The 22,135-nt window shown below is 69.6% G+C and carries 20 protein-coding genes and 1 tRNA gene; 4 read left to right on the top strand and 17 right to left on the bottom strand.

Translation table 11 applies throughout. The features are described 5' to 3' along the window. The first annotated feature begins 137 nt into the window (after nucleotides 1–137). A complete protein-coding gene (locus tag AC1DVI_RS24680; protein ID WP_476960212.1) occupies nucleotides 138–497 on the top strand; it encodes an endonuclease domain-containing protein in 360 nt (119 codons plus the stop codon). Between the two features lie 11 nt (nucleotides 498–508). Here AC1DVI_RS24680 and prfA read toward each other — a convergent pair whose 3' ends face one another. The 7 genes from prfA to AC1DVI_RS24645 form a co-directional block, all read right to left on the bottom strand. Continuing rightward, complete coding sequence (gene prfA / locus AC1DVI_RS24675; RefSeq protein WP_145627908.1) at nucleotides 509–1,582, bottom strand: peptide chain release factor 1; 1,074 nt, start codon at nucleotides 1,580–1,582, stop codon at nucleotides 509–511. Continuing rightward, on the bottom strand, nucleotides 1,557–2,894 hold the full coding sequence (gene hemA, locus AC1DVI_RS24670; RefSeq protein WP_476960211.1) for a glutamyl-tRNA reductase: 1,338 nt from the start codon (nucleotides 2,892–2,894) through the stop codon (nucleotides 1,557–1,559). Before hemA ends, prfA begins: the two co-directional genes overlap by 26 nt. 113 nt (nucleotides 2,895–3,007) lie before the next feature. Further along, complete coding sequence (gene ispG / locus AC1DVI_RS24665; RefSeq protein WP_014198060.1) at nucleotides 3,008–4,144, bottom strand: flavodoxin-dependent (E)-4-hydroxy-3-methylbut-2-enyl-diphosphate synthase; 1,137 nt, start codon at nucleotides 4,142–4,144, stop codon at nucleotides 3,008–3,010. A gap of 119 nt (nucleotides 4,145–4,263) precedes the next feature. Continuing rightward, entirely contained in the window at nucleotides 4,264–5,553 is a 1,290-nt protein-coding gene (locus AC1DVI_RS24660) for a helix-turn-helix domain-containing protein (protein ID WP_476960210.1), read from the bottom strand. A gap of 181 nt (nucleotides 5,554–5,734) precedes the next feature. Further along, nucleotides 5,735–8,038: a phosphoenolpyruvate--protein phosphotransferase gene (gene ptsP, locus AC1DVI_RS24655; RefSeq protein WP_476960209.1), complete on the bottom strand. Its 2,304-nt coding sequence runs from the start codon at nucleotides 8,036–8,038 to the stop codon at nucleotides 5,735–5,737. A 1-nt stretch (nucleotide 8,039) separates the two neighbouring features. Then, nucleotides 8,040–9,158 (bottom strand): NAD(P)H-dependent flavin oxidoreductase, encoded by a 1,119-nt coding sequence (locus AC1DVI_RS24650; protein ID WP_476960208.1) that lies wholly within the window; start codon nucleotides 9,156–9,158, stop codon nucleotides 8,040–8,042. A 25-nt stretch (nucleotides 9,159–9,183) separates the two neighbouring features. Continuing rightward, the gene (locus AC1DVI_RS24645; protein ID WP_040133868.1) at nucleotides 9,184–10,419 is read right to left on the bottom strand and encodes an aspartate kinase; all 1,236 of its coding nucleotides are present in this window, start codon (nucleotides 10,417–10,419) and stop codon (nucleotides 9,184–9,186) included. A 156-nt stretch (nucleotides 10,420–10,575) separates the two neighbouring features. On the opposite strand from AC1DVI_RS24645, the gene ubiG reads away from it, so the two are divergent. Then, a complete protein-coding gene (gene ubiG, locus AC1DVI_RS24640) occupies nucleotides 10,576–11,175 on the top strand; it encodes a bifunctional 2-polyprenyl-6-hydroxyphenol methylase/3-demethylubiquinol 3-O-methyltransferase UbiG (RefSeq protein WP_476960207.1) in 600 nt (199 codons plus the stop codon). A 120-nt stretch (nucleotides 11,176–11,295) separates the two neighbouring features. Here the strand turns inward: ubiG and ptsN are convergent, their stop codons facing one another. The 9 genes from ptsN to AC1DVI_RS24595 all read right to left on the bottom strand — a co-directional run bounded on the left by ptsN (nucleotide 11,296) and on the right by AC1DVI_RS24595 (nucleotide 18,711). Then, nucleotides 11,296–11,754, bottom strand: a complete 459-nt coding sequence (ptsN, locus tag AC1DVI_RS24635) for a PTS IIA-like nitrogen regulatory protein PtsN (RefSeq protein WP_014198055.1) — start codon at nucleotides 11,752–11,754, stop codon at nucleotides 11,296–11,298. 34 nt (nucleotides 11,755–11,788) lie between these two features. Next, a complete protein-coding gene (gene hpf, locus AC1DVI_RS24630) occupies nucleotides 11,789–12,385 on the bottom strand; it encodes a ribosome hibernation-promoting factor, HPF/YfiA family (protein WP_149166565.1) in 597 nt (198 codons plus the stop codon). A gap of 123 nt (nucleotides 12,386–12,508) precedes the next feature. Next, nucleotides 12,509–14,086: an RNA polymerase factor sigma-54 gene (gene rpoN, locus AC1DVI_RS24625; protein WP_476960206.1), complete on the bottom strand. Its 1,578-nt coding sequence runs from the start codon at nucleotides 14,084–14,086 to the stop codon at nucleotides 12,509–12,511. Between the two features lie 16 nt (nucleotides 14,087–14,102). After that, nucleotides 14,103–14,939: an LPS export ABC transporter ATP-binding protein gene (gene lptB, locus AC1DVI_RS24620; protein WP_476960205.1), complete on the bottom strand. Its 837-nt coding sequence runs from the start codon at nucleotides 14,937–14,939 to the stop codon at nucleotides 14,103–14,105. 19 nt (nucleotides 14,940–14,958) lie between these two features. Beyond that, the gene (locus AC1DVI_RS24615; protein WP_476960204.1) at nucleotides 14,959–15,852 is read right to left on the bottom strand and encodes an LptA/OstA family protein; all 894 of its coding nucleotides are present in this window, start codon (nucleotides 15,850–15,852) and stop codon (nucleotides 14,959–14,961) included. Nucleotides 15,853–15,878: 26 nt separating this feature from the next. Next, on the bottom strand, nucleotides 15,879–16,616 hold the full coding sequence (lptC, locus tag AC1DVI_RS24610) for an LPS export ABC transporter periplasmic protein LptC (RefSeq protein ID WP_476960203.1): 738 nt from the start codon (nucleotides 16,614–16,616) through the stop codon (nucleotides 15,879–15,881). A 26-nt stretch (nucleotides 16,617–16,642) separates the two neighbouring features. Next, complete coding sequence (locus tag AC1DVI_RS24605) at nucleotides 16,643–17,659, bottom strand: KpsF/GutQ family sugar-phosphate isomerase (RefSeq protein WP_476960202.1); 1,017 nt, start codon at nucleotides 17,657–17,659, stop codon at nucleotides 16,643–16,645. Nucleotides 17,660–17,874: 215 nt separating this feature from the next. Continuing rightward, nucleotides 17,875–18,501 (bottom strand): ribonuclease D, encoded by a 627-nt coding sequence (locus tag AC1DVI_RS24600; protein WP_040133875.1) that lies wholly within the window; start codon nucleotides 18,499–18,501, stop codon nucleotides 17,875–17,877. Nucleotides 18,502–18,624: 123 nt separating this feature from the next. Continuing rightward, nucleotides 18,625–18,711, bottom strand: a tRNA-Leu gene (locus tag AC1DVI_RS24595). Nucleotides 18,712–18,938: 227 nt separating this feature from the next. Here AC1DVI_RS24595 and AC1DVI_RS24590 point away from each other — a divergent pair. Then, nucleotides 18,939–19,928 carry a complex I NDUFA9 subunit family protein gene (locus AC1DVI_RS24590; protein WP_476960201.1) on the top strand — a complete coding sequence of 330 codons (990 nt, stop codon included), beginning with the start codon at nucleotides 18,939–18,941 and terminating at the stop codon, nucleotides 19,926–19,928. A gap of 173 nt (nucleotides 19,929–20,101) precedes the next feature. Continuing rightward, on the top strand, nucleotides 20,102–21,277 hold the full coding sequence (locus AC1DVI_RS24585; RefSeq protein WP_476960200.1) for an MFS transporter: 1,176 nt from the start codon (nucleotides 20,102–20,104) through the stop codon (nucleotides 21,275–21,277). Nucleotides 21,278–21,298: 21 nt separating this feature from the next. Here the strand turns inward: AC1DVI_RS24585 and AC1DVI_RS24580 are convergent, their stop codons facing one another. Further along, a complete protein-coding gene (locus AC1DVI_RS24580; protein WP_145627937.1) occupies nucleotides 21,299–22,099 on the bottom strand; it encodes an undecaprenyl-diphosphate phosphatase in 801 nt (266 codons plus the stop codon). Nucleotides 22,100–22,135 lie beyond the last annotated feature (36 nt).

Below are 22,135 nucleotides of genomic sequence, written 5' to 3'. Positions count from 1 at the left end.
CCACCCTCCCCATGCGCTGCATGGGTCCCCTCCCTCCCCCGCTGCGCAGGGGAGGGCGATCGATGCGACGTCCTGTTCCCTCCCCTGCGCAGCGGGGGAGGGTTAGGGTGGGGGCCTGTGTTGCCACACGAGCGCCTATGCGGAACTCCAAGCTGAAATACCGCGCTCGCGATCTGCGCACTCAGCCCACCGACGCCGAACGGGCGCTCTGGCGCCAACTGCGCAGCGAACAGCTCAGCGGATGGAAGTTTCGCCGTCAGCACCCCATTCCCCCCTACATCGCCGATTTCGCCTGCATCCAGGCCAAGCTGGTCATCGAAGTCGACGGCGGCCAGCACGCCGACTCCGCCTACGACTCCGCCCGGGACGAGCATTTGCGGCAACATGGCTGGCGAATCCTGCGCTTCTGGAACAACGACGTGCTGAACAACCCGGAGGGTGTGGCGGCGACGATCCTCGCCGCCATCGGCGGGCCGAAACTCCCGGAAGGCGGCTGACGAAACCCGCCCTACTGCAGTTCCGACAGCCGGGCGGCCTCGTCCTCGGCCGTCAGCGCGTCGATCAGCTCGTCCAGCGCCTCGCCGGCCATCACCTTCTCGATCTTGTAGAGCGTCAGGTTGATGCGGTGGTCGGTCACCCGGCCCTGCGGGAAGTTGTAGGTGCGGATCCGCTCGGACCGGTCGCCGGAGCCCACCTGGCTCTTGCGGTCGGCGGCGCGGGCCTTGTCCTTCTCGGCGCGCTCCCGCTCGTAGAGGCGGGCGCGCAGCACCTTCAGGGCCTTGGCCTTGTTCTTGTGCTGGCTCTTCTCGTCCTGCTGGCTGACGACGAGGCCGGTCGGCAGGTGGGTGATGCGCACCGCGCTGTCCGTCGTGTTCACCGACTGGCCGCCGGGACCGCTGGAGCGGAACACGTCGATGCGCAGGTCCTTCTCGTCGATGTGGATGTCCACCTCCTCCGCCTCGGGCAGCACCGCGACGGTGGCGGCGGAGGTGTGGATGCGCCCCTGCGTCTCGGTCGCCGGCACCCGCTGCACGCGGTGGACGCCCGATTCGAACTTCAGCCGGGCGAAGACGTTGCGGCCGGTGATGTTGGCGATGGCCTCCTTGTAGCCGCCGATGCCGGTCTCGCTGACCTCCATCGTCTCGAAGCGCCAGCCCTGGAGCCCGGCGTAGCGGCGGTACATCTCGAACAGCTCCGCGGCGAACAGGGCCGCCTCGTCGCCGCCGGTGCCGGCGCGCACCTCCAGGATGGCGTTCTTCTCGTCCGCCTCGTCCTTGGGCAGCAGGGAAATCTGCACGCGGCGCTCCAGGGCAGGGATGCGGCGGGTGAGATCGCCGAACTCCTCCTCGGCCAGCGCCTTCATGTCGGCGTCGCCCGCCGGGTCGGCGATCATGCCGGCGAGGTCGGCGGCCTCGGCCTTCGCCTTCTTCAGCTCTCCGATGGCCTCTGCCACCGGGGTCAGGTCGGCGTATTCCTTCGACAGCCGGGCGAAGTCCGCCGGGTCCACCGTCCCCGCCGCCATCGCGTCCCGCAGCTCGTCATGGCGGGCCACGACCCTATTGAACTTCTCGTCCAGGCTCACGTCGCTCGTCCTTATCCAAATCGCCTCCGGCGCTTGATCCGGTGCCGGCGGGCTCGTCCTCGGCCAGCCGGAACAGCCGGAACAGCAGCCGTTCCGCCGCCGCCCGCTCCGCCAGCCCGGCCCCGTCCGGGTCCGCCGCCATGGCGCGCAACGCCTCCGACGGGCCGTGCAGCAGCCGGTTGACCAGAAGCCGCGTCGCCGACGCCGCGTCCAGCCCCCGCTGTTCGTCCAGCAGGCGCCGCCGCTCCGTCTCGAAATGCGTCCGCAGCGCCGCCACGGCGGGCACCGCGGCACGCTCGGCCCGGTGGCGGGCGAAGGCCGCCAGGGCCTCGTCCACGATGCTCCAGGCCGCCTGGGTCGCCGCCTCGCGCCCCACCCGTCCCTGCAGCGCCACGCGCTCCAGGTCGGCGAGGTCGTAGACGAAGGCCTCGTCCAGCCCGGCGACGTCCGGATCGACGTCGGCGGGGATCGCGGCGTCCACCACGAACACCGGGCGCCGACGGCGGCGCTTCAACGCCGCCCCCAACTGCGGTGCGGAAAGGATATAGCGCCCCAGACCCGCCGCGGTCACCACGATATCCGCGCTGGTCAGCGCCGAATCGAGATCGGCCCAGGGCGTGAAGTGGCTGTCCAGCCGTCGCGCCGCCGCTTCGGCCCGGCGGTCCACCGGGGCGGCGACGGTCAGCCGGCCGAGTCCGGCCTCGCGCAGCCCCTCCAGCACCAGGGCGCCCATGTCGCCCAGCCCCATCAGCAGGCCGGTGCAGCGCTTCAGGTCGCCGTGCAGGTCGCGCGCCACCTGGACCGCCGCGGCGACCAGCGAGGTGGCGCCCTCGGCGATGGGCGTCTCGCGGCGCACCCGCTTGGCGGCGCCGTAGGCGGCCTGGAGAAGCCCTTCCAGCTCCGGCCCGGTCAGCCCGGCGGCGGCGGCGTGGCGGTGGGCGGCCTTGACCTGCCCCAGGATGTGCGGCTCACCAATGATCTGGCTGTCGAGCGAACAGGCGACGGCGAAAACATGGCGCACCGCCGCCGGCCCGGTCAGGGTGTAGAGCTGCCCGGCGAGGTCGGGCTCGCCCAGCCCCACCCGCTCCGCCATGATCCCGGCGATGGTCAGCGCCGCCTCGTTCGGGCGCTCGTGGACCGCCTGGACCTCGACCCGATCGCAGGTGCTGAGCCACATCGCCTGGGTGATGCCGGCGGCGTTCAGCCGCTCCAGCATCGCAGGCACCTCCGCCTCCTCCGTCGTCAGACGGTCGCGGATCGCGCCGGAGCAGGACCGGTGGCTGGCGCCGATGACGAAGTAGGAAGCGGTCACTCTGACTCTGGCCCAGGCCGCGGCACGGCCCACAAGGATGACAGGATTGCCGCGGATTTAAGCACGGATGGCACGGAGCGTCCTTAACTCAATTTCCGCCCGCGCCGCTTCCGTCACTCGGCGGCGTTTTCCGCCGCTTTCTCCGCCGCCTTGGCGGCCTCGATCTCGGCGGCCTTCTTCTCGACCAGCCCGACGAGATGGTCGACGATGTTCTGGTCCTTCAGCCGATGGTCGGTGACCCCGGACAGATAGACCTGATGGGTGTTGTTGCCGCCGCCGGTCAGGCCGATGTCGGTCTCGCGCGCCTCGCCGGGGCCGTTGACCACACAGCCGATGACCGACAGGGTCAGCGGCGTGGTGATGTGGGCCAGCCGCGCCTCCAGCGTCTCCACCGTCTTGATGACGTTGAAGTTCTGCCGCGCGCAGCTCGGGCAGGAGATGACCGTGACGCCGCGCCGCCGCAGGCCCAGCGACTTCAGCATCTCGTAGCCGACCTGGACCTCCTCCGCCGGCTCGGCCGACAGGGACACGCGGATGGTGTCGCCGATGCCCGACCACAGGAGCATGCCCAGCCCGATCGACGACTTCACCGTCCCGGCGCGCAGGCCGCCGGCCTCGGTGATGCCGATGTGCAGCGGATAGTCGCAGGCCTCGGCCAGCCCCTGGTAGGCGGCCACCGCCAGGAACACGTCGGACGCCTTCACCGAGATCTTGAACTCGGTGAAGTCATGGTCCTCCAGGATCTTGGCGTGGTTGAGCGCGCTCTCGACCAGCGCCTCCGGGCAGGGCTCGCCGTACTTCTCCAGCAGGTCCTGCTCCAGCGAGCCGGCGTTGACGCCGATGCGCATGGAACAGCCGTAGTCCTTGGCCGCCTTCACCACCTCGCGCACCCGCTCCGCCGAGCCGATGTTGCCGGGGTTGATGCGCAGGCAGGCCGCCCCGCTCTGCGCCGCCTCGATGGCGCGCTTGTAGTGGAAATGGATGTCCGCGACGATCGGCACCGACACCTGCGGCACGATCTGCTTCAGCGCCAGCGCCGATTCCTGGTCGGGGCAGGAGACGCGCACGATGTCGGCGCCCACCCGCTCCGCCGCCTGGATCTGCGCCACCGTCGCCGCGACGTCGGCGGTCGGCGTGTTGGTCATCGTCTGCACCGAGATCGGCGCGTCGCCGCCGACGAGCACGTTGCCCACCCGGATCTGGCGGGACTTGCGGCGAAGGATCTGGCGGTAGGCGCGCACGCTGCTCATGGGCTGTGGCCTCGGGGCATGAATCGGGTCCGGCGCGTCTTATAGCGCAGCCGGCGTCACGCCTGAAGTGCGGTCCGCCGCGCCGGATTCAAGGGAAAAAGCCGTCGGCAGGCCCGTCCTTAATGGGCGGGAGCGGCGCCGCGCAGGGTCGGGGCGTGCTGGTCCAGCGACACGTCGCGCAGCACCTGCCCGACCGCCCCCATCGGTGCGCCGTCCACCCCGTCGGTGACCACCACCAGCCCGCCGGCGTTGCCGGTGCGGACGCGGATGCCGGAGCGGTCGGGCACGCGGTAGACGTCGCCCGGCTTCAGCACGCGGGTGAAGATGATCTCGCCGCTGTTGTCGCGCACCTGGATCCAGCTGTCCTGCGTGGCGCGGAGCTGGATGCGCGAGGCCGCGTTCTGCGTGCCGTAGACCTTCGACGGCAGCGCCCCGTCCGCGGCGGGCGGAGGCGCCGCGGGGGCGGCGGGCGGCAGGCTGGCGATGGCCGGAGCGGCGGGGGTGAGCGGGGTCGGCTCCTGCGCGGCGCCTTCGGACTCGTCGTCCTCGGCCGGGGGCGGCGGGACGTTCACCATGGCCGACGGCGCGGCGGCCGGAGCGGGAGCCGGGGCCGCCGTGGGAGCGTTCGGCTTGGCGGGAGCGGCCGGCGCCGGCTGGGCGACCACCGCCGCAGGGGCCGGGGCGGGCTTTGCCGGAGCCGAAGAGGCGGGAGCCGGGGCGGTCGGGGCCGGAGCGGCGGGAGCCGGGGCTACCGGAGCAGGCACCGCCGTGGACGCTCCACCGGCCGCAGGCGGGGCGGCCACCGGAGGAGCGGACGGAGCCTCCGCCATCACGGTCGGGACGGACGCCGGAGCGGCGGGCGACTCGACCGGCACCGACGCGGTTTGCCCGCCGCCATTCTGGCTGGCGTTGAAGGGCAGCGTGTCGAGCAGCGAGACCAGCCGGTCGGGCAGGGTCGGGACCAGATCGACCATCGACCGGTCGGTCGCCGACAGATAGTACCAGCCGCCATAGACGATCCCCGCCAGCACCATCGTGCCGAGCAGGACCGTGCCGCCGGGAATGCGGCCTTCCGGCGCCGGGGTCGGAAAATAGAGTTGCTGGCTGCGCGTGCGGCCCGCCGCCTCGTCCTTGTAGCGGGTGAGGATGGTGTCCGGGTCGAGTCCCAGGCATTCCGCGTAGGAGCGCAGGAAGCCGGCGGCGTAGGTGGTGCCCGGCAGGTCCTCGAACCGGCCCGCCTCGATGGCCTGCAGGTAGGGATAGCGGATGCGCAGCATCGTCGCGACCTCGCGCAGGTCGTAGCCGAGGCTCTCGCGCGTCTCGCGCAGGGTGTCGGACACGCTGGGGCCGGTCTGCGCCGGGCCGTCCTGCGCGGGGTCGTAGGAACCGAAAACCTTGCGCTTGCCCATCATCTCAACCGTACCGTCGCCTCGGATGACTTATGGTCGCACCCCCGGCATGGGTACGCCAGCCGCGGGGTCGGCGCAACCGGGAACGACCGTGATCCTGCCATCTTGTATACGCCCTTCGTCCGGACCGCTGTAACAAAACGCCGATACCGGGGATGATTCCGGAACGGTCGGCGCGGCCTCAGATGATGACGCCGTGGTCCTTGGCGAAGCTGCGCAGCTTGTCGCGCAGACTGTGGTCACCGCGCAGATACAGCCCGTTCATGTACTGGCGCAGCGCCGCCACGTCGAGCGAGCGCAGCATCGTCTTCACCGGCCCGACCGAGGGCGGCGACATCGACAGGGTGCGGAAGCCGATGCCGATCAGCGCCATGGCGTCGAGCGGCCGGCCGGCCATCTCGCCGCAGATGCTGACCGGGACGCCGGCGTCGCCGCAGGCCTCGACCAGCCGCCGCAGCAGGCTGAGCATGGCCGGAGACAGCGGGTCGTAGCGGCCGGAGGTGCGCGGGTTGCCGCGGTCGCTGGCGAAGATGTACTGGGTCAGGTCGTTGGAGCCGACCGACAGGAAATCCACCCGCGGCAGCAGGGCCGGCAACTGCCAGAGCAGCGCCGGCACCTCGATCATCGTGCCGACGCGCACGCGGCTGGGCGGCTTGCCGCCCTGGCCCTCCAGCCGGTTGATCTCCAGGTCGAGCAGGCGGCGGGCGGCGTCGAACTCCGCCACCTCGGCGATCATCGGGAACATCACCGACAGCGGGCGCCCGGCGGACGCCCGCAGCAGGGCGCGCAGCTGCTGACGCAGCAGCGACGGGTGGTCCAGCCCGATGCGGATGGCCCGCCAGCCGAGCGCCGGATTCTCCTCCCCCTCGCTGGCCGCGATGTAGGGCAGCATCTTGTCGCCGCCGACGTCGAGCGTGCGGAAGACCACCGGCTTGTCGTCGGTCTGGTCGAGAATGCGGGAATAGAGGTCGGTCTGCGCGTGGACGTCCGGGTAGGTGGAGCGCACCATGAAGGGGATTTCGGTGCGGTAGAGCCCGATGCCCTCCGCCCCGCTGGCCTTCAGATGCGGCAGGTCGATCAGCAGGCCGCAGTTCAGCTGGATGGAGATCGGCACGCCGTCCCGGGTGACGGAGGGCTGCGCACGAATCTTCTCGTACATCTCCTCCTTGCGGGCGCGGAGCGCCACCGCCTCCACGAAGGCCATCTGGATGTCTTCCGCCGGGCGGACGAAGGCCTGCCCATGGTCGCCGTCGACGATCACCGGGTCCAGCGGCTCGATCCGGTTCAGCGCGTCCGGCGCCTGCACCACCGGGATGTTCAGCGCGCGGGCCACGATGCAGACGTGGCTGGACGGCGAGCCCTCCTCCAGGATCACGCCGCGCAGGCGGCGCTGGTCGTAGTCGAGCAGTTCCGCCGGCCCCATGGACCGCGCGACCAGGATGATGTCGTCCGGCAGGGTGCCGCCGTCCGCCGCCTCCGACCGGCGCCCGGCAAGGTGCTGGAGCAGCCGGTTGGTCAGGTCCTCCAGGTCGAGCAGCCGTTCGCGGATGTAGGGGTCGGTCAGGTGGCTCATGCGGGCGCGGGTGTCGTTCTGCACCTGCTGCACCGCGGCCTCCGCCGTCAGGCCCATGCGGATCGCCTCGCGGATGCGCGATAGCCACCCGCGGTCCTCCGCGAACATCCGGTAGGTTTCCAGGATGTCCTTGGGCTCGCTCAAGCCCGCCAACGCCGCCGCGTTCAGCAGGTCGTCGATGGCGCTGTGCATGGTGGCGATGGCGGTGTTCAGCCGCACCAGCTCGCTCTCGGCGTCCTCGGCGACCATCTGGCGGATGGTGAGCTGCGGGCGGTGGATCACCGCCAGCCCCGTCGCCAGGCCGCTGGCCAGCGCCGTGCCCGACAGGCGGGCCGGCAGGAGCGCCGGGTCGCCCGTCGAAGCGACCTCCTGGGGGTTGACCAGTTCGCCCTGGGCGACCAGTTCGGCCACCACCATGGCGATGGTCTGGAGCGTCTCGACCTCGACCTCGGTGTAGCGGCGGCGGTCCTTGTGCTGGATGACCAGGACGCCGCGGACCTTGCCGCCGCGCAGGATCGGCACGCCGGCCAGGGACAGGAACGGGTCCTCCCCCGTTTCGGGGCGATAGGCGAAGCTGGGGTGCGACGGCGCGTTGTCCAGCGCGATGGGCCGCGCGTGGCCGGCGATGTCGCCGACGATGCCCTCGCCCACGCGCAGCCGGGTGTTGTGCACGGCATCCTGGTTCAGGCCGACCGTGGAGAACAGCTCCAGCACCTCGCCCGCCCGCATGACGTAGCAGGAGCAGACATCCGCCCCCATCTCCATGCCGATCAGGGTGACGATCTTGTCCAGCCGCTCCTGGCCGGAGCCGGAGCCTGCCATGACGTCGCGCAGCCGCGCCAGCAGGCGGCGCGAGGCGGCGCCGTCGAAGCCCGGCGAACTGGCGGGGATGTCGCCCACGACGCCGTTCATCTCATGCCGCCCCCAGGATGGCCGATTGACTGGTGGCCGATTGACCGATGGCCGGTAAGTCGCCGGCTTCCGTCTGCGGGCAGCGGGCGGCCAGCGCCGATTCGGCCTGGGCGATCAGGTCGCCGATGATCTCGGCCACCGGCTGCTCGCGCGTGACCAGCCCGACGCTCTGCCCGGCCATCAGCGAGCCACTTTCCACGTCACCGTCGATCACCGCGCGGCGCAGCGCGCCGGCCCAGAAATGCTCGATCTCCAGGATGCCCTCGTCGCGCGTCGTCTCGCCGCGGTCCACCCGGGCGATGACCTCGCGCTGAAGCTCCATGAAGCGCTTGGACCCGGCGTTGGTCAGCGCCCGCACCGGAATCACCGGGAAGCGCGGGTCGATCTGCACGGACGCCTGGGCGTCGCGCGCCGAGGCCCTGATGAAGACCTGCTTGAAGCGCGGATGCGCGATGGATTCGGTGGCGCAGACGAAACGGGTGCCGATCTGCACGCCCGCCGCCCCCTGCTCCAGATAGGACAGGATGGCCTCGCCGCGCCCGATGCCGCCGGCCGCGAAGACCGGGACCTCGCGCAGGTCGGGCAGGATTTCCTGCGCCAGGACGGTGGTGGAGACGGGTCCGATGTGGCCGCCGGCCTCCGTGCCCTCGATCACCAGGGCGTCGATGCCGAGCTTGACCATCCGCCTGCCGCTGACCAGCGTCGGGGCGAAGGTCATGGCGCGGGCACCGCCGTCCTTGATGCGCTTGATGGTGGCGCCGCTGGGGAAGCCCCCGGCGATCACCACATGGCTCACCGCCAGCTCCCGGCAGACGTCGATCAGACGGTCGAGGTCCGGGTGCATGTTGATGAGGTTGACGCCGAAGGGCTTTGCGGTCAGCGCCCGCGTGGCGGCGATCTCCGCCGCCAGCAGGCCCGGCGGCATCGAGCCGCAGGCCAGCACGCCGAAGCCGCCGGCGTTGGAGATGGCGGAGACGAGGCGGCGTTCCGACACCCAGCTCATCGCGCCGCCCATGATGGCGGTGCGCGTGCCGAGGAAGGCGCAGCCACGCTTCCACAGCCGGTCGAGTCGGGCGCCTGCGACCACGTCGGACCTGGAGTCGGACCTGGCGTCGGTCATCGCCGCCCCTCCCCCTTCACCCGGCTCAGGCCGCGTCCAGCCCGTAGGCGGTGTGCAGCGCGCGCAGCGCCAGCTCCGCATACTCCTCGGCGATCAGGACGGAGATCTTGATCTCGGAGGTGGAGATGACCTGGATGTTGATGCCCTTGTCGGCCAGCGCCTTGAACATGCGCTGCGCGACGCCGGCGTGGCTGCGCATGCCGACGCCGATCACCGACACCTTCACCACGTTGGCGTCGGAGACGATGCGCTTGTAGTTCAGCTCGGCCTGGGCGTCCTCCAGCACCTTGACGGCGCGGGCGATGTCGGCCTTGCCGACCGTGAAGGTCATGTCGGTGGACTTGCCGTCTTCCGACACGTTCTGGACGATCATGTCGACATTGACGGCGGCGTCGGTCAGCGGACCGAAGATGCTGGCCGCCACGCCCGGACGGTCGGCGACGCCGATGAGGGTGATCTTCGCCTCGTCGCGGCTGTAGGCGATGCCGCTCACAACTTCCTTTTCCACGATCTCGTCCTCGTCAACAACAAGGGTACCGGGAAGCGCGCTGCCGGCGGCCTCCTCGAAGCTCGACAGAACCTGCACGCGCACGCGGTGGTTCATCGCCATCTCGACCGAGCGGGTCTGCAGGACCTTCGCCCCCTGCGACGCCAGCTCCAGCATCTCCTCATAGGTGATCTTGGAGAGCTTGCGCGCCTTGGTAACGATTCGCGGGTCGGTGGTGTAGACGCCGTCCACGTCGGTGTAGATGTCGCAGCGGTCGGCCTTCAGCGCCGCCGCCAGGGCGACCGCCGAGGTGTCGGAGCCGCCGCGGCCCAGCGTGGTGATGCGGCCGCTTTCGGTCACGCCCTGGAACCCGGCGACCACGGCGACCTCGCCGGTGTTCATCCGCTTGTCCAGCTCCGCCGTGTCGATGGACACGATGCGCGCCTTGCCGTGCGTCTCGTCGCTGTAGATCGGAATCTGCCAGCCGAGCCAGGACCGCGCCTGGATGCCGAGCGACTGCAGCGCGATGGCGAGGAGACCGGAGGTCACCTGCTCGCCCGAAGCGACGATGGCGTCGTACTCGCGCGCGTCGTGCAGCTTGTCGATGTCGTTGCAGTATTTCACGAGCTGGTTGGTCACGCCGGACATCGCCGACACGACGACGGCGACCTGATGCCCCGCCTTGACTTCCTGCTCGACCTTTCGGGCCACGTTCTTGATGCGGTCGATGTCGCCGACCGACGTGCCGCCGAACTTGAGGACGATCCGCGCCATACCTCACACCATGTCTGGGCCGGCACAAAAGCCGGCAGTCCGCGCCCCCGCTCTACCGTTGCCGGCGCGGGGCGGCGTATCCATACTCTGTCGATCACAGCGAGGCAAGTTCGCCCCGCAATTGTTCTCGCAATCCAAGCATACGGGATTTCCTTCATGACCGCGACCGCCGGAACCGCAGGCACCTCTGGCACTGTAGACCCCCAGGACATCGCCCGCTTTTCGGCCATCGCCGCGGAATGGTGGGACCCCGCGGGCAAGTTCCGGCCCTTGCACCGGCTGAACCCGCTGCGGCTGGCCTACATCCGCGACACGCTGTGCCGCCGCTTCGGCCGCGACCCGCTGGCAACGGAGCCGCTGAAGGGGCTGCGCATCGTCGACATCGGCTGCGGCGGCGGCCTGCTGTCGGAGCCAGTGGCCCGCATGGGCGCCACCGTGGTCGGCGTGGACGCGGCCGAGCGCAACATCCGCACCGCCGCCGCCCACGCCGCGGAGACCGGTACCCCCGTCGATTACCGCGCCACCACCGCCGAGGCCCTGGCGGCAACCGGCGAGCGCTTCGACGCCGTCCTGGCGATGGAGGTGATCGAGCATGTTGCCGACGTGCCGCTGTTCGTGAAGTCCTGCGCGGAACTGACCGCGCCGGGCGGCGCGCTGTTCCTGGCGACGCTGAACCGCACGCCGAAGTCCTTCGCGCTGGCCATCGTCGGGGCGGAGTACATCCTGCGCTGGCTGCCCCGCGGCACCCACAACTGACGGACGTACATACGTACGCCTCGCCGCCGCGGTCTGAAAAAACGGCGGCACCGGGGGCCGGAAAACGAAAACGGGAGAGCCGCCGGCTCTCCCGTTTTCATGTTCGCAAGGAAACGCGCCTTACGCCGCGTGGCTGGCTTCGTGCTGGGTCAGCAGCGCGTAGATCGCGTCCGCCGAGTCCGAACCGCGCAGCTTCTCGCACATGGACTGGTCGCGCAGCAGGCGTGACACGCGGGCCAGCGCCTTCAAATGGTCGGCGCCGGCATGATCCGGAGCCAACAGCAGGAAAATCAGATCGACCGGTTGCTCATCGATCGCATCGAAGTCGATGGGCCGCTCCAGCCGGGCAAAGACGCCATGGACGCGGTCGAGGTTGGGCAGCTTGCCGTGCGGGATGGCGATGCCATGACCCACGCCGGTGGTGCCCAACCGCTCGCGCTCCAGAAGGACGTCGAAGATCGCCCGTTCGTGCTGGCCGGTCAGCTCGGACGCCTTGCGCGCCAAGTCCTGCAGGGCCTGCTTTTTGCTGCCGGCCTTGAGGTTCGGGAGGATGGCGTGCGGCGTGATGAGATCGAGCATGACGCTATGATTGTGGTTGGAACGGAAACCGGACTCAGGCGCCGGCCTTCTCCGCCGGGTCCACCCAACCGATGTTGCCATCGGCGCGGCGGTAGACCAGGTTCAGGCGGCCATGGGCGCCGTTGCGGAACATCAGGGCCGGAGCGTCGGCGAGCTCCATGCGCATCACCGCCTCGCTGACCGCCAGGGTCGCGATGGTGGTTTCCATCTCGGCGATCACCATGGGCTGCGCCTCCTCGGCAGCGGCCTCTTCGCTCTCCACATGGGCCTCGTCCTTCTCCGCTTCCAGGATCTGGTAGCGGGCCGGGAAGGCTTCCTGCGCGGGGGCTTCGACGCTGTGGTGGTCGCGCAGGCGGCGCTTGTAGCGGCGCAGGCGCTTGGCCAACTTCTCGCACGCGGTGTCGAAGGCGGGGTACGGCTCGGTGGCGTCGGACGCGCTCTGAAGGACGATCCCACGACCGACATGGACCTGAATGTCGGCCTTGAACAGATGCGCTTCGCGCGTCAGGACGACGTTGGCCTCGATCGGCTTGTTGAAATACTTGCCGACGATGGTGTTCAGGCTGTCCGCGACGTGGGTGCGCAGAGCGTCGCCAACGTCAAGCTGCTTGCCTTTGACGGTCAGTTGCATTTTGGGATGTTTCCAATCTGGTCCGCGATAGACATAGGACGACGGAAGGCCGCCACGTGCGGACGGGGACCATAGTGACGGCGGTATGGGCTGTCAATCAAGGACGGCCCCCTCCCGGCCCGGTTACATGCGTGACATCTTGGCACGGCGTCGCTGCACCGATGACGGAATGCGCATCGCTTCACGATACTTCGCGACCGTCCGGCGCGCAATGTCGATCCCTTCACCACGAAGGATTTCGACGATTTTATCGTCCGACAACACGTCGTCCGGCTTCTCGGCGTCGATCATCGCCTTGATGCGGTAGCGCACGGCTTCCGCCGAGTGGGCCGCCTGCCCGTCGGCCCCCTGGATGGCGGAAGTGAAGAAATATTTCAACTCGAACACGCCGCGCGGCGTCGCCATGAACTTGTTGGTCGTGACGCGGCTGACCGTGCTCTCGTGCATGCCGATCGCCTCGGCGATGTCGCGCAGGATCAGCGGCTTCAGATGCGAGACGCCATGGATGAAGAAGGCGTCCTGCTGCCGGATGATCTCGCTGGCCACCTTCAAAATGGTGGTGGCGCGCTGGTGCAGCGACTTGACCAGCCAGTTGGCCGACTGGAAGCGTTCGGTGATGTATTCCTTGTCCGCCTTGTTGCGGGCGGTGCCGGAAATGCGCGCGAAATAACGGTGGTTGACCAGCACCCGCGGCAACGTGTCCGGGTTCAGGTCGATCAGCCAGCCGCCGCCCGGATTGGCACGCATCAAAATGTCGGGGGTGACGAGTTGGGCGGGCGTGTGGTCGAAGCTGAGCGCCGGCTTGGGGTTCAGCTTGCGGATTTCCGCCACCATGTCGGCGACGTCCTCGGCGTCCACGCCGCAGACCTTGATCAGCGCCGGCAGGTTGCGCGCCGCCAGCAGTTCCAGATGGTCGAGCAGGGCGGCCATGGCCGGGTCGAAGCGGTTCTTCTCGCGAAGCTGGATCGCCAGACATTCCTTCAGCGACCGCGCGAAGATGCCCGGCGGGTCGAAGCGCTGGCAGGCGGCGAGCACCCGCTCCACCCGCTCCGGCGCGCAGCCGAGCTGTCCCGCCAGGCTCTCGACCTCCAGCCCGGTGATCCAGCCGGCCTCGTCCAGCATGTCGATCAGCGCCAGTCCGATGAGCTGGTCGCCGAGATCCGGCAGGTCGATCTTCAGCTGCTCGGTCAGGTGGTCGCGCAGGCTCTTCTGGCCGGTCAGCGTGGCTTCCAGGTTGGACTCGTCGTCCTCGAAGCCGCCGCGCCCGCCGCGCTCCTGCCAGGAGCCGTAGACGTCGCTCGACCCGTCCGTCCCGTCGGAGAAGCGGTCGTCGGAATAGACATTCTCGAAATCGGTGTCGAGCGGCGCATCGGAGGCCGATCCCATCGTCTCCGACGACGTCATCTCCACCGTGTCGCGGGTGCGCCCGTCGGTCATCGGCGGCTGGCGCTCCTCCGGCGCCGCGAGGTCCACCGCACCGGGCTCGCCCCCGCCGTCACCGGCACCGTCGCCCCCGGCCTCGCCGCCACCCTCGCCGGGGCCGCCGTCGCGCTCCAGCAGGGGGTTCTGCTCGATCTCGCGATCCACGAAGTCCGACAGTTCGATGTTCGACAGCTGCAGCAGCTTGATGGCCTGCTGCAGCTGTGGAGTCATCACCAGGGACTGGGTCTGACGAAGATCGAGGCGTTGGCTGAGCGCCATGGGCAGGGAAACCGCACTAGAGGCTGAACCGGTCCCCGAGGTAGACCCGGCGCACATCCTCGTGCGCCACGATCTCGGCCGGCTCTCCCTCCATTAGTACCACACCATCGTGCAAGATGTATGCCCGATCGACGAGGTCGAGCGTTTCACGCACGTTGTGGTCGGTGATGAGCACGCCGATGCCGCGGTCGCGCAGATGGCTGACCAATTCGCGGATGTCGTTTACCGCGATCGGGTCGATGCCGGCCAGCGGCTCGTCGAGCAGAATGAAATGCGGCTGCGAGGCCAGGGCACGGGCGATCTCGACGCGCCGCCGCTCGCCACCCGACAATGCCAGCGCCGGGGCGCGGCGCAGGTGGGTGATCGAGAACTCCGCCAGCAGCTCGTCCAGCATCTGCTCGCGCGTGTCGCGGTTGGGCTCGACCACCTCCAGCACGGAGCGGATGTTGTTCTCCACCGACATGCCGCGGAAGATCGACGCCTCCTGCGGCAGATAGCCGATGCCCAGCCGCGCCCGGCGGTACATGGGCAGCGACGTGATGTCCTGCCCGTCGAGCAGGATGGTGCCGGAGTCGGCGGCGATCAGCCCGGTGATCATGTAGAAGCAGGTCGTCTTGCCCGCCCCGTTGGGGCCGAGCAGACCGACCGCCTCGCCGCGCTGGACCGTCACGGTCACGTCGCGGACGACCGGGCGCTTCTTGTAGGCCTTGCCCAGATGCAGGGCCACCAGCCCTTCGGTCGGACGCGCGTCGTTGGCGGGGTGGTCCGCCGGGAAACCCGACGGGTGGCCCGACTGGTTCGGGGCGGAAAGGGTCGGACCGCCGAGGTTCCGGTCTTCGATGTCCATGGTCATTGATTCGCTGCCGGGTCGGTCAGGGCTTCGCGGCGGGCATGCCGCCCGGCTGGGCGGTGGGCGTACCGCCCGATTGGCCGGTGGGCTTGCCACCCGCCTGCGCGGTGGGCCGGCCGGCCGGGGCGCCCGGCTCCTGGCCGGGGACCAGCAGGCCCATCACCCGCCCGCCGGTGGCGGGGCCGGCGATCACCCGGTTGACCTTGGTCTTCATGTTCATCTCGGCGGCGTCGCCGTTGAGCTGGTTGTCGCTGCGGGTGATCTTGACGTTGCCGAGCAGCACCGCGGTCTCGTCGGCCACCGAATAGACCAGCTTGTCCGACAGCGCCACGTCGGTCGCGGTGGTCACCACCACGCTGCCGGCGCCGTCGATGCGCTCCATCTGGGTCGAGCCGTCCGGCATCTTCTTGAGCTGGCCGATCAGGATGTCGGCGCGCAGCCGGTCGCCGTTGGCGATGCGCACGGCGACGGCGTCGCCACGGGCCACCGTCAGATTTTTGGCCTCGTAATATTCCAGCGTGTCGCGCGCCGTCACGATGTCGGTGCGGGTGACCAGCTTGAGGTTGCGCCCGGTGACCACCGCCACCTGCTTGTCCACGTCATAGACGCCGCGCTCGCCGAAAACCTCCTGGGTCGGGCTGACGATGCGCACGTTGCCCTCGGCGAGAAGCTGGAACACCTCGTTCCCCTTGCCGGGAACCTCGCGGTAGTAGGCGGTCAGCACGTCGGCGTAGACGGTGCTGTCGGTGCGCTTGGCCGAGGCGTTGCCGCGCGCCACATAGGCGCGCACGTCCTGATGCCATTCGATGGCCTGATCGGCGTTGACCTCGACCGGGTTGGGGCCGCCGCCGAGGCCGGGCAGCCCCTGGGCCGCCGCCGGGACGGAGGCCCCCGATAGCAGAAGGAACGCGGCCATTAACGGGGCCGCAAAGGTGGCTGCACTCAACGCGTCTTTCCTCCCGGGCTTTCGGCGGCCTGGACGTCGGCCTTGGACTGGTTCAGGAACACCATCGTCTTGCCGCGGTCGGACAGGCGGAAGCCCTCGGCGTTGATGACGCCCTGCGGCCCCTGGCCCACGACATGGACATCGCCCCAGGCGGTGCCCTTGCGGATGTCGGACTCCGCTTCCTCGGTGGTGAATTCGTTGCCGTCGTCGCGCATGACGCGGACATGGCCGCGCATCTTCAGGATGCCGGTGACCTGATTGTACCAGCCCTTGTCGGAGCGGATGGTCACCCAGGTGCCGTCGGTCTGGGTCATCTCCGCCTCCGGCTGGTCGAGCAGGACGATGTCCGGCTGGTCGGCGATGCGGTCGGCCTTGGCCGCCACCAGGGAGAAGGGCTGGTTGTCCTCGTCCACCGCGACGTAGCGCGGCTTGATCATCTCAAGCTGGCCCTTGTCGGCGGAAATGCGCAGGCTCGGCAGTTCGGTCAGCGAGGGCCAGACGGCGATCAGCGCCATCACCGCCAGCGCCAGCGCCGGAAGCACGAACTTCATGCCGGTAACGAAACGGCTGTAGACCCGGCTTACCGGACGAATTTCCCGGCGCCGGTGGACGCGCTTGGCCGCCTCCCCGTCCGGTGCCGCTCCTGGCATGGCCATAAGCTGCGCGGCAAGGGAAGGCGCATCGGCCCGCCGCTCCTGCGTGTTCACCGTCCGATCCTTCAGGTCGCTGTCCATGGCGTCAACCGTCCTCCGGCTGCCTGTCATGCCGCCCCGGCGCGCAGGCAATCGTGAATGTGCACAACACCGAGCGGCCGGTCCGCCTCCACCACGAACAGGCTGGTGATCTGCTTCGCGTTCATTTCCCGCAGCGCCTCCTCGACCAGCGCCTTGGGGCGGATCGTCTTGGGCCGCGGCGACATGATGCTGTCGGCGCGCTCCGCCCACAACTCCGGCGTCAGGTGGCGGCGGAGGTCGCCGTCGGTGATGACCCCGGCCAGCGCGCCCGCGGCGTCGACCACGCCGACGCAGCCCAGCCGCTTGGCCGTCATCTCGAATATGACGGTGGAAAGCGGCGTATCCAAGGCGCACAGGGGCATATCGTCGCCCTTGTGCATCACGTCGGTCACCTTCAGCAGCGCCCGGCCGAGCTGGCCGCCGGGGTGGAACTGCTTGAAATCCGCCGCCGTGAAGCCGCGCCGCTCCAGCAGCGCCACCGCCAGGGCGTCGCCCAGCGCCAGCATCATCGTGCTCGACGTGGTCGGGGCCAGACCCAGCGGGCAGGCCTCCGGGGCCGGCGGCAGCACCAGCGCCACGTCCGCCTGCTCGGCCAGGGAGGAGCCGGCGCGCCGGGTGATGCCGATCAGCGGAATGTCGAAGCGGCGGGTGTAGGCGACGATGTCCGACAGCTCGTGCGTCTCGCCGGAGTTGGACAGGGCGATGACCGCGTCCTGCCGGGCGATCATGCCGAGGTCGCCGTGGCTCGCCTCGCCCGGATGGACGAAGAAGGCCGGCGTGCCGGTGGAGGCCAGGGTCGCGGCGATCTTGCGCGCCACATGGCCGGATTTGCCCATGCCGGAGACGACGACGCGGCCCGCGATCCCGGCCAGCCGGTCCAGCGCACGCACGAAGGCGCCGTCCAGCCCGTCCGCCAGCGCGGTTAGGGCATCGGCCTCCATCCGCAGGACGCGCCGGGCGCTCGCGAGGTCGCGATCGGCCGCGGTGTCGGCCGCGGTGTCGGCCGGGCAATCGATCAGGCTGGATGCGGTCAGGCTCGTCAAGGCGGTGCTTGCCTCTTCTGGTTGGCCCATAAGGCCGAAAATGGGTACCCCCGCTGGCGACGCGCGTATCCGCGACAACGGGCCGGCCGCCGCGCGGGCAGTATGCCCACCCGCGCGCGTCCGGTCAAATCAACGTCCGGAGGTCCCGGCCTATTCCCCCGGCCCGTACGTCGGGACGACAGCCATCAATGCGACAGCCATCAATGCGACAGCCATCAATGCGACAGAATGTCCGGTTGTTCCCAACCGCCGAGGTCCAGTTCCCCGCGGGCCGGCAGGAAGTCGAAGCAGGCCTTGGCGAGATGGGTCCGCCCCTCGCGCGCCAGCATGACGTCCAGCTTCTCCTTGAGGTCGTGCAGGTGCAGCACGTCGGAGGCGGCGTATTTCATCTGTTCCGGCGTCAGCTCCGCCGCACCCCAGTCGGAGGACTGCTGCTGCTTGGACAGCTCCACCCCCAGCAGATCCTTCACCAGATCCTTCAGCCCGTGCTTGTCGGTGAAGGTGCGGACCAGCTTGGACGCGACCTTGGTGCAGTAGACCGGCTGGCAGGCGACGCCGAGATAGGCCCGCATCACCGCCACGTCGAAACGGGCGAAGTGGAACAGCTTGGTGACCTCGGGGTCGGTCAACAGGCGCTTCAGGTTCGGAGCGTCGTATTCGCCCTTGCGGAACTGGACCAGATGGACCGTGCCGTCGCCGGGGGAAAGCTGGACCAGACACAGCCGGTCGCGGTGGGGATTCAGCCCCATGGTCTCGGTGTCGATGGCGACGGCGCCGCCGCGGGCGAGGGACTTCAGGTCGAGACCGTCCGGCAGGTCGCCGTCATGGAGGTCGATGGGCATTGGGTGGCTTCCCGCTCAGGTGGACGGCCCCCGGCCACGGACCCCAGAAACGACGAACGCCGCTCTGCTACCTGCCCGTCCCGCTGGGGGAGGTCCGTAGCATGCGGCGCAGCCGGGTAGATATGGTGCCCAGGAGAAGACTCGAACTTCCACGACATTTCTGCCACAGGTACCTGAAACCTGCGCGTCTACCAATTCCGCCACCTGGGCTCGGTGTGGGCCGCTTATGTAGCCGTCCGGCGGAGGCCCGTCAACAGCTTTTTTCACTGTCGCGCCGCAGGCCCTGCCGAGCGCGAATTGGGCCGCGGGCGGCGCGTCAGGCCCTAGCCTCTTTAAGGAGGTTTCTATATAAGCAACCCCCGATCCGGTCGCCCTGCCCCGCTGGCGGGCGGCCCGGAGGGAAGAATTTGCGGGCCCAACGGCACGGGAGAAGGTCGATGTCCTATCGCTCTGAAGTGGTCACGGTGTTCGGCGGTTCGGGATTCGTCGGCCGCCACCTCATTCGCCGCCTCGCCAAGACCGGCGCCATCGTGCGCGTGGTGTCGCGCCATCCGAACAAGGCCAATTTCCTGAAGACCGCCGGCTCGGTCGGGCAGATCGTGCCGATGGCCGCCGACGTGAAGGACGACCAGTCCGTCGCGCGGGCCATCCAGGGCTCCGACACCGTCATCAACCTGATTGGCACGCTCTATGAGCGCGGGGCCTGGAATTTCCAGACCGTGCATGTCGACGCCCCGGCGCGCATCGCCCGCATCGCCAAGGCCAGCGGCGTGCACCGTCTCGTCCATGTCTCGGCCATCGGCGCCGACGCCAAGTCAGCCTCGGCCTACGCCAAGTCCAAGGCGGCGGGCGAGCAGGCGGTGGCGCAGGCCTTCCCCGGCGCCACCATCATCCGCCCGAGCATCGTCTTCGGACCGGAAGACGGCTTCTTCAACAAGTTCGCCGCCATGGCGCAGGTCTCCCCGGCGCTGCCGCTGATCGGCGGGGCGACGAAGTTCCAGCCGGTCTATGTCGGCGATCTGGCCGACGCCATCGCCGCCGCCGCGACGCTGGACTCGGCGGCCGGCCGGACCTTCGAGCTGGGCGGGCCGCGCGTCTACAGCTTCAAGGAGATGATGCAGCTCATGCTGCGGGAGATCCGCCGCAAGCGTTTCCTCGTCCCGATCCCCTGGAACATCGCGGAGACGCTGGGCGGCCTGCTGGAGAAGGTGCCGCCGATCGTCGCCCCGCCGCTGACCCGCGATCAGGTGGAGATGCTGAGGACCGACAACGTCGTCGCCGCCGGCGCGCCGGGCTTCAAGGAGCTGGGCATCACCAACCTGTCGAGCTGCGAGGTGGTCCTGCCGACCTACCTGTCGCGCTTCATCGTCGGCGGCCGCTCCAACACGATGCCGCGCGACGCCGGCAACCATTCCGGCGCGCACTGAGTCCTCGGTTCCGCAAGCTCGCAACGAAAGCCCCGGCCCGCCGCTGGGGCTTTCGCCGTTTTGGGTTCCCACCGCCACTCGCAATGGTGCCCTGCGGCGCGCGGCCTTGATTCCCGCGGCTTTCTGCCGCATCTGGCCCCTTCATCGGATCGACGGAAGGGGCGCCGGGAGTTATGCAGGCGGCAACGCAGGATTTCACCATACGGGAATTCGCCGACCGCGCCCCGGGCGCCCGGCTGGCCTCCCTGGCGGCCTTCTTCGTCAACGGGTCGGTCTTCGGCGTCTGGGCGACCCAAATCCCGGCGATCAAGGATCACCTGGACCTCAGCCCCGGCGTGCTCGGCGTCGCCCTGCTCTGCCTCGCCACCGGGGCGCTGACGGCCATGGTCGGCACGGGCCCGCTGCTCGGCCGCATTGGCAGCGCCCCGGTGATCCGGATCACCGCCCTGTTCTTCGCCCTGATCCTGCCGCTGCCGGCGCTGATGCCGGATCTGCTGTCACTGTGCGCGGTGCTGTTCCTGTTCGGGGCGGCGGGCGGCACCATGGACGTGGCGATGAACGCCCACGGCGCTTTGGTGGAGCGCCATCTCGGGCGGCCCATCATGTCGTCGCTGCACGGCATGTGGAGCCTGGGCGGCCTGTTCGGCGCCGGGGTCGGCGGTTTGCTGCTGCAAGTGCTGCCGCCGCCGGTCCAGGCCTCCATCCTCGCCGCTGCGCTGCTGCTCCTGTTCTTCGCGCTGCAGCGCCGCTTGCTGCCCGGCAGCGCCGACCGGCGGGCGGAGCCGACCGGACTCGCCCTGCCCGACCGCGGCACGCTGCTGCTGGGCGCGCTGACTTTCCTGGCCTTCATGAGCGAGGGCGCGATCCTGGACTGGAGCGCCGTCTATCTGCGCGAGGATCTGGGCGGTGCGGCGTCCATCGCGGCGCTGGGCTTCGCCGTCTTTTCCGGCGCCATGGCGGTGGGCCGCTTCTGCGGCGACCGGCTGCGCCAGCGCTTCGGCGGGCCGCTGCTGGTCCGGGCGGGCGCGGTCCTGGCCTTCGCCGGGCTGGCCGTCGCGCTGACCGGCGGCGGGCCGGTGGTGGCGGTCGCCGGGTTCGGGCTGACCGGGCTCGGCCTGTCGAACGTGGTGCCGGTGCTGTTCAGCGCCGCCGGCGCCAAGGCGGAGGGGGAGGCCGGCCAGGCCATCGCCGCGGTGGCGACCCTCGGCTACGCCGGGGTGCTGACCGGTCCGGCGCTTCTGGGCTTCGTGGCGGAGGCCAGCACGGTGGGCTTTTCCTTCGCCCTGGTCGCCGCGCTGGCGCTGGTCATCGCCGCGGCCTCCTCGCGCGCCGTCGCCCGACAGGGCTGAGGCGCGCGGGAAGCCGGCTCTTTACAGATAAAGGAACGCCAGCATCCCCGACCCGATGGCGATGCGGTACCAGGCGAAGGGCGCGAAGCCGTAGCGTCCGACGAAGTCCACCAGCACCTTGACCACCAGCGCCGCCGCGATGAAGGCGGTGACGAAGCCGACCCCGATCAGCAGCGCGGAGTCGACGCTCATCAGGCTCCAGTTCTTGTAGAGGTCGTAGACCGTGGCGCCGGCCATGGTCGGGATCGCCAGGAAGAAGGAGAATTCCGCGGCGGTCCGCCGGTCCACCCCCATCAGCAGCGAGCCGAGGATCGTGGCACCCGACCGCGACACGCCCGGCACCAGCGCCAAGCACTGGCACAGGCCGATCTTCAGCGCGAGCGGCGCCGGGAAGCGCTCGATCTGGTGGTAGCGCGGGACCGGCACCAGCCGCTCCGCCATCAGGATCGCCACGCCGCCCAGGATCAGCGCGATGCTGACCACCGTCGGGTTGAACAGCACCGCCTTGATCACGCCGTGCAGCGCCGCCCCCAGCACCATCGCCGGCAGGAAGGCCAGGATCACCGCCACGGCGAAGTGGCGGGCGCCCGGATCGTCCTTCAACCCGGTGACCACCTTCCACAGCCGGGCGAAATAGACCGTGCAGATCGCCAGGATCGCGCCGAGCTGGATCACCACCTCGAACACCTTGCCCGGCGGGCCTTCGAAGCCCAGCAGGGTGTCGAAAATGATCAGGTGGCCGGTGGACGAGACCGGCAGGAATTCGGTCAGCCCTTCGATCAGGCCGAGCAGAGCGGCGTCCAGATATTGGTCGATCAACATGCGGCGCAGGGCCTCTGACAAGATGGCGGGGGCAAT

It is taken from the genome of Azospirillum sp. P4_B5, assembly GCF_056402275.1.
The sequence above is the reverse complement of the archived record's forward strand: the minus strand, read 5'-3'. Positions and strand labels throughout refer to the sequence as shown.

Bases quoted from the DNA above. Each gene is read 5' to 3' on its own strand.
- AC1DVI_RS24680 (WP_476960212.1), top strand. From the start codon at position 138: ATGCGGAACTCCAAGCTGAAATACCGCGCTCGCGATCTGCGCACTCAG.
- ispG (WP_014198060.1), bottom strand. From the start codon at position 4,144: ATGAGCAGCGTGCGCGCCTACCGCCAGATCCTTCGCCGCAAGTCCCGC.
- AC1DVI_RS24660 (WP_476960210.1), bottom strand. From the start codon at position 5,553: ATGGGCAAGCGCAAGGTTTTCGGTTCCTACGACCCCGCGCAGGACGGC.
- ptsP (WP_476960209.1), bottom strand. From the start codon at position 8,038: ATGAACGGCGTCGTGGGCGACATCCCCGCCAGTTCGCCGGGCTTCGAC.
- AC1DVI_RS24650 (WP_476960208.1), bottom strand. From the start codon at position 9,158: ATGACCGACGCCAGGTCCGACTCCAGGTCCGACGTGGTCGCAGGCGCC.
- AC1DVI_RS24645 (WP_040133868.1), bottom strand. From the start codon at position 10,419: ATGGCGCGGATCGTCCTCAAGTTCGGCGGCACGTCGGTCGGCGACATC.
- ubiG (WP_476960207.1), top strand. From the start codon at position 10,576: ATGACCGCGACCGCCGGAACCGCAGGCACCTCTGGCACTGTAGACCCC.
- ptsN (WP_014198055.1), bottom strand. From the start codon at position 11,754: ATGCTCGATCTCATCACGCCGCACGCCATCCTCCCGAACCTCAAGGCC.
- hpf (WP_149166565.1), bottom strand. From the start codon at position 12,385: ATGCAACTGACCGTCAAAGGCAAGCAGCTTGACGTTGGCGACGCTCTG.
- rpoN (WP_476960206.1), bottom strand. From the start codon at position 14,086: ATGGCGCTCAGCCAACGCCTCGATCTTCGTCAGACCCAGTCCCTGGTG.
- lptB (WP_476960205.1), bottom strand. From the start codon at position 14,939: ATGACCATGGACATCGAAGACCGGAACCTCGGCGGTCCGACCCTTTCC.
- AC1DVI_RS24615 (WP_476960204.1), bottom strand. From the start codon at position 15,852: ATGGCCGCGTTCCTTCTGCTATCGGGGGCCTCCGTCCCGGCGGCGGCC.
- lptC (WP_476960203.1), bottom strand. From the start codon at position 16,616: ATGGACAGCGACCTGAAGGATCGGACGGTGAACACGCAGGAGCGGCGG.
- AC1DVI_RS24600 (WP_040133875.1), bottom strand. From the start codon at position 18,501: ATGCCCATCGACCTCCATGACGGCGACCTGCCGGACGGTCTCGACCTG.
- AC1DVI_RS24590 (WP_476960201.1), top strand. From the start codon at position 18,939: ATGTCCTATCGCTCTGAAGTGGTCACGGTGTTCGGCGGTTCGGGATTC.
- AC1DVI_RS24585 (WP_476960200.1), top strand. From the start codon at position 20,102: ATGCAGGCGGCAACGCAGGATTTCACCATACGGGAATTCGCCGACCGC.
- AC1DVI_RS24580 (WP_145627937.1), bottom strand. From the start codon at position 22,099: ATGTTGATCGACCAATATCTGGACGCCGCTCTGCTCGGCCTGATCGAA.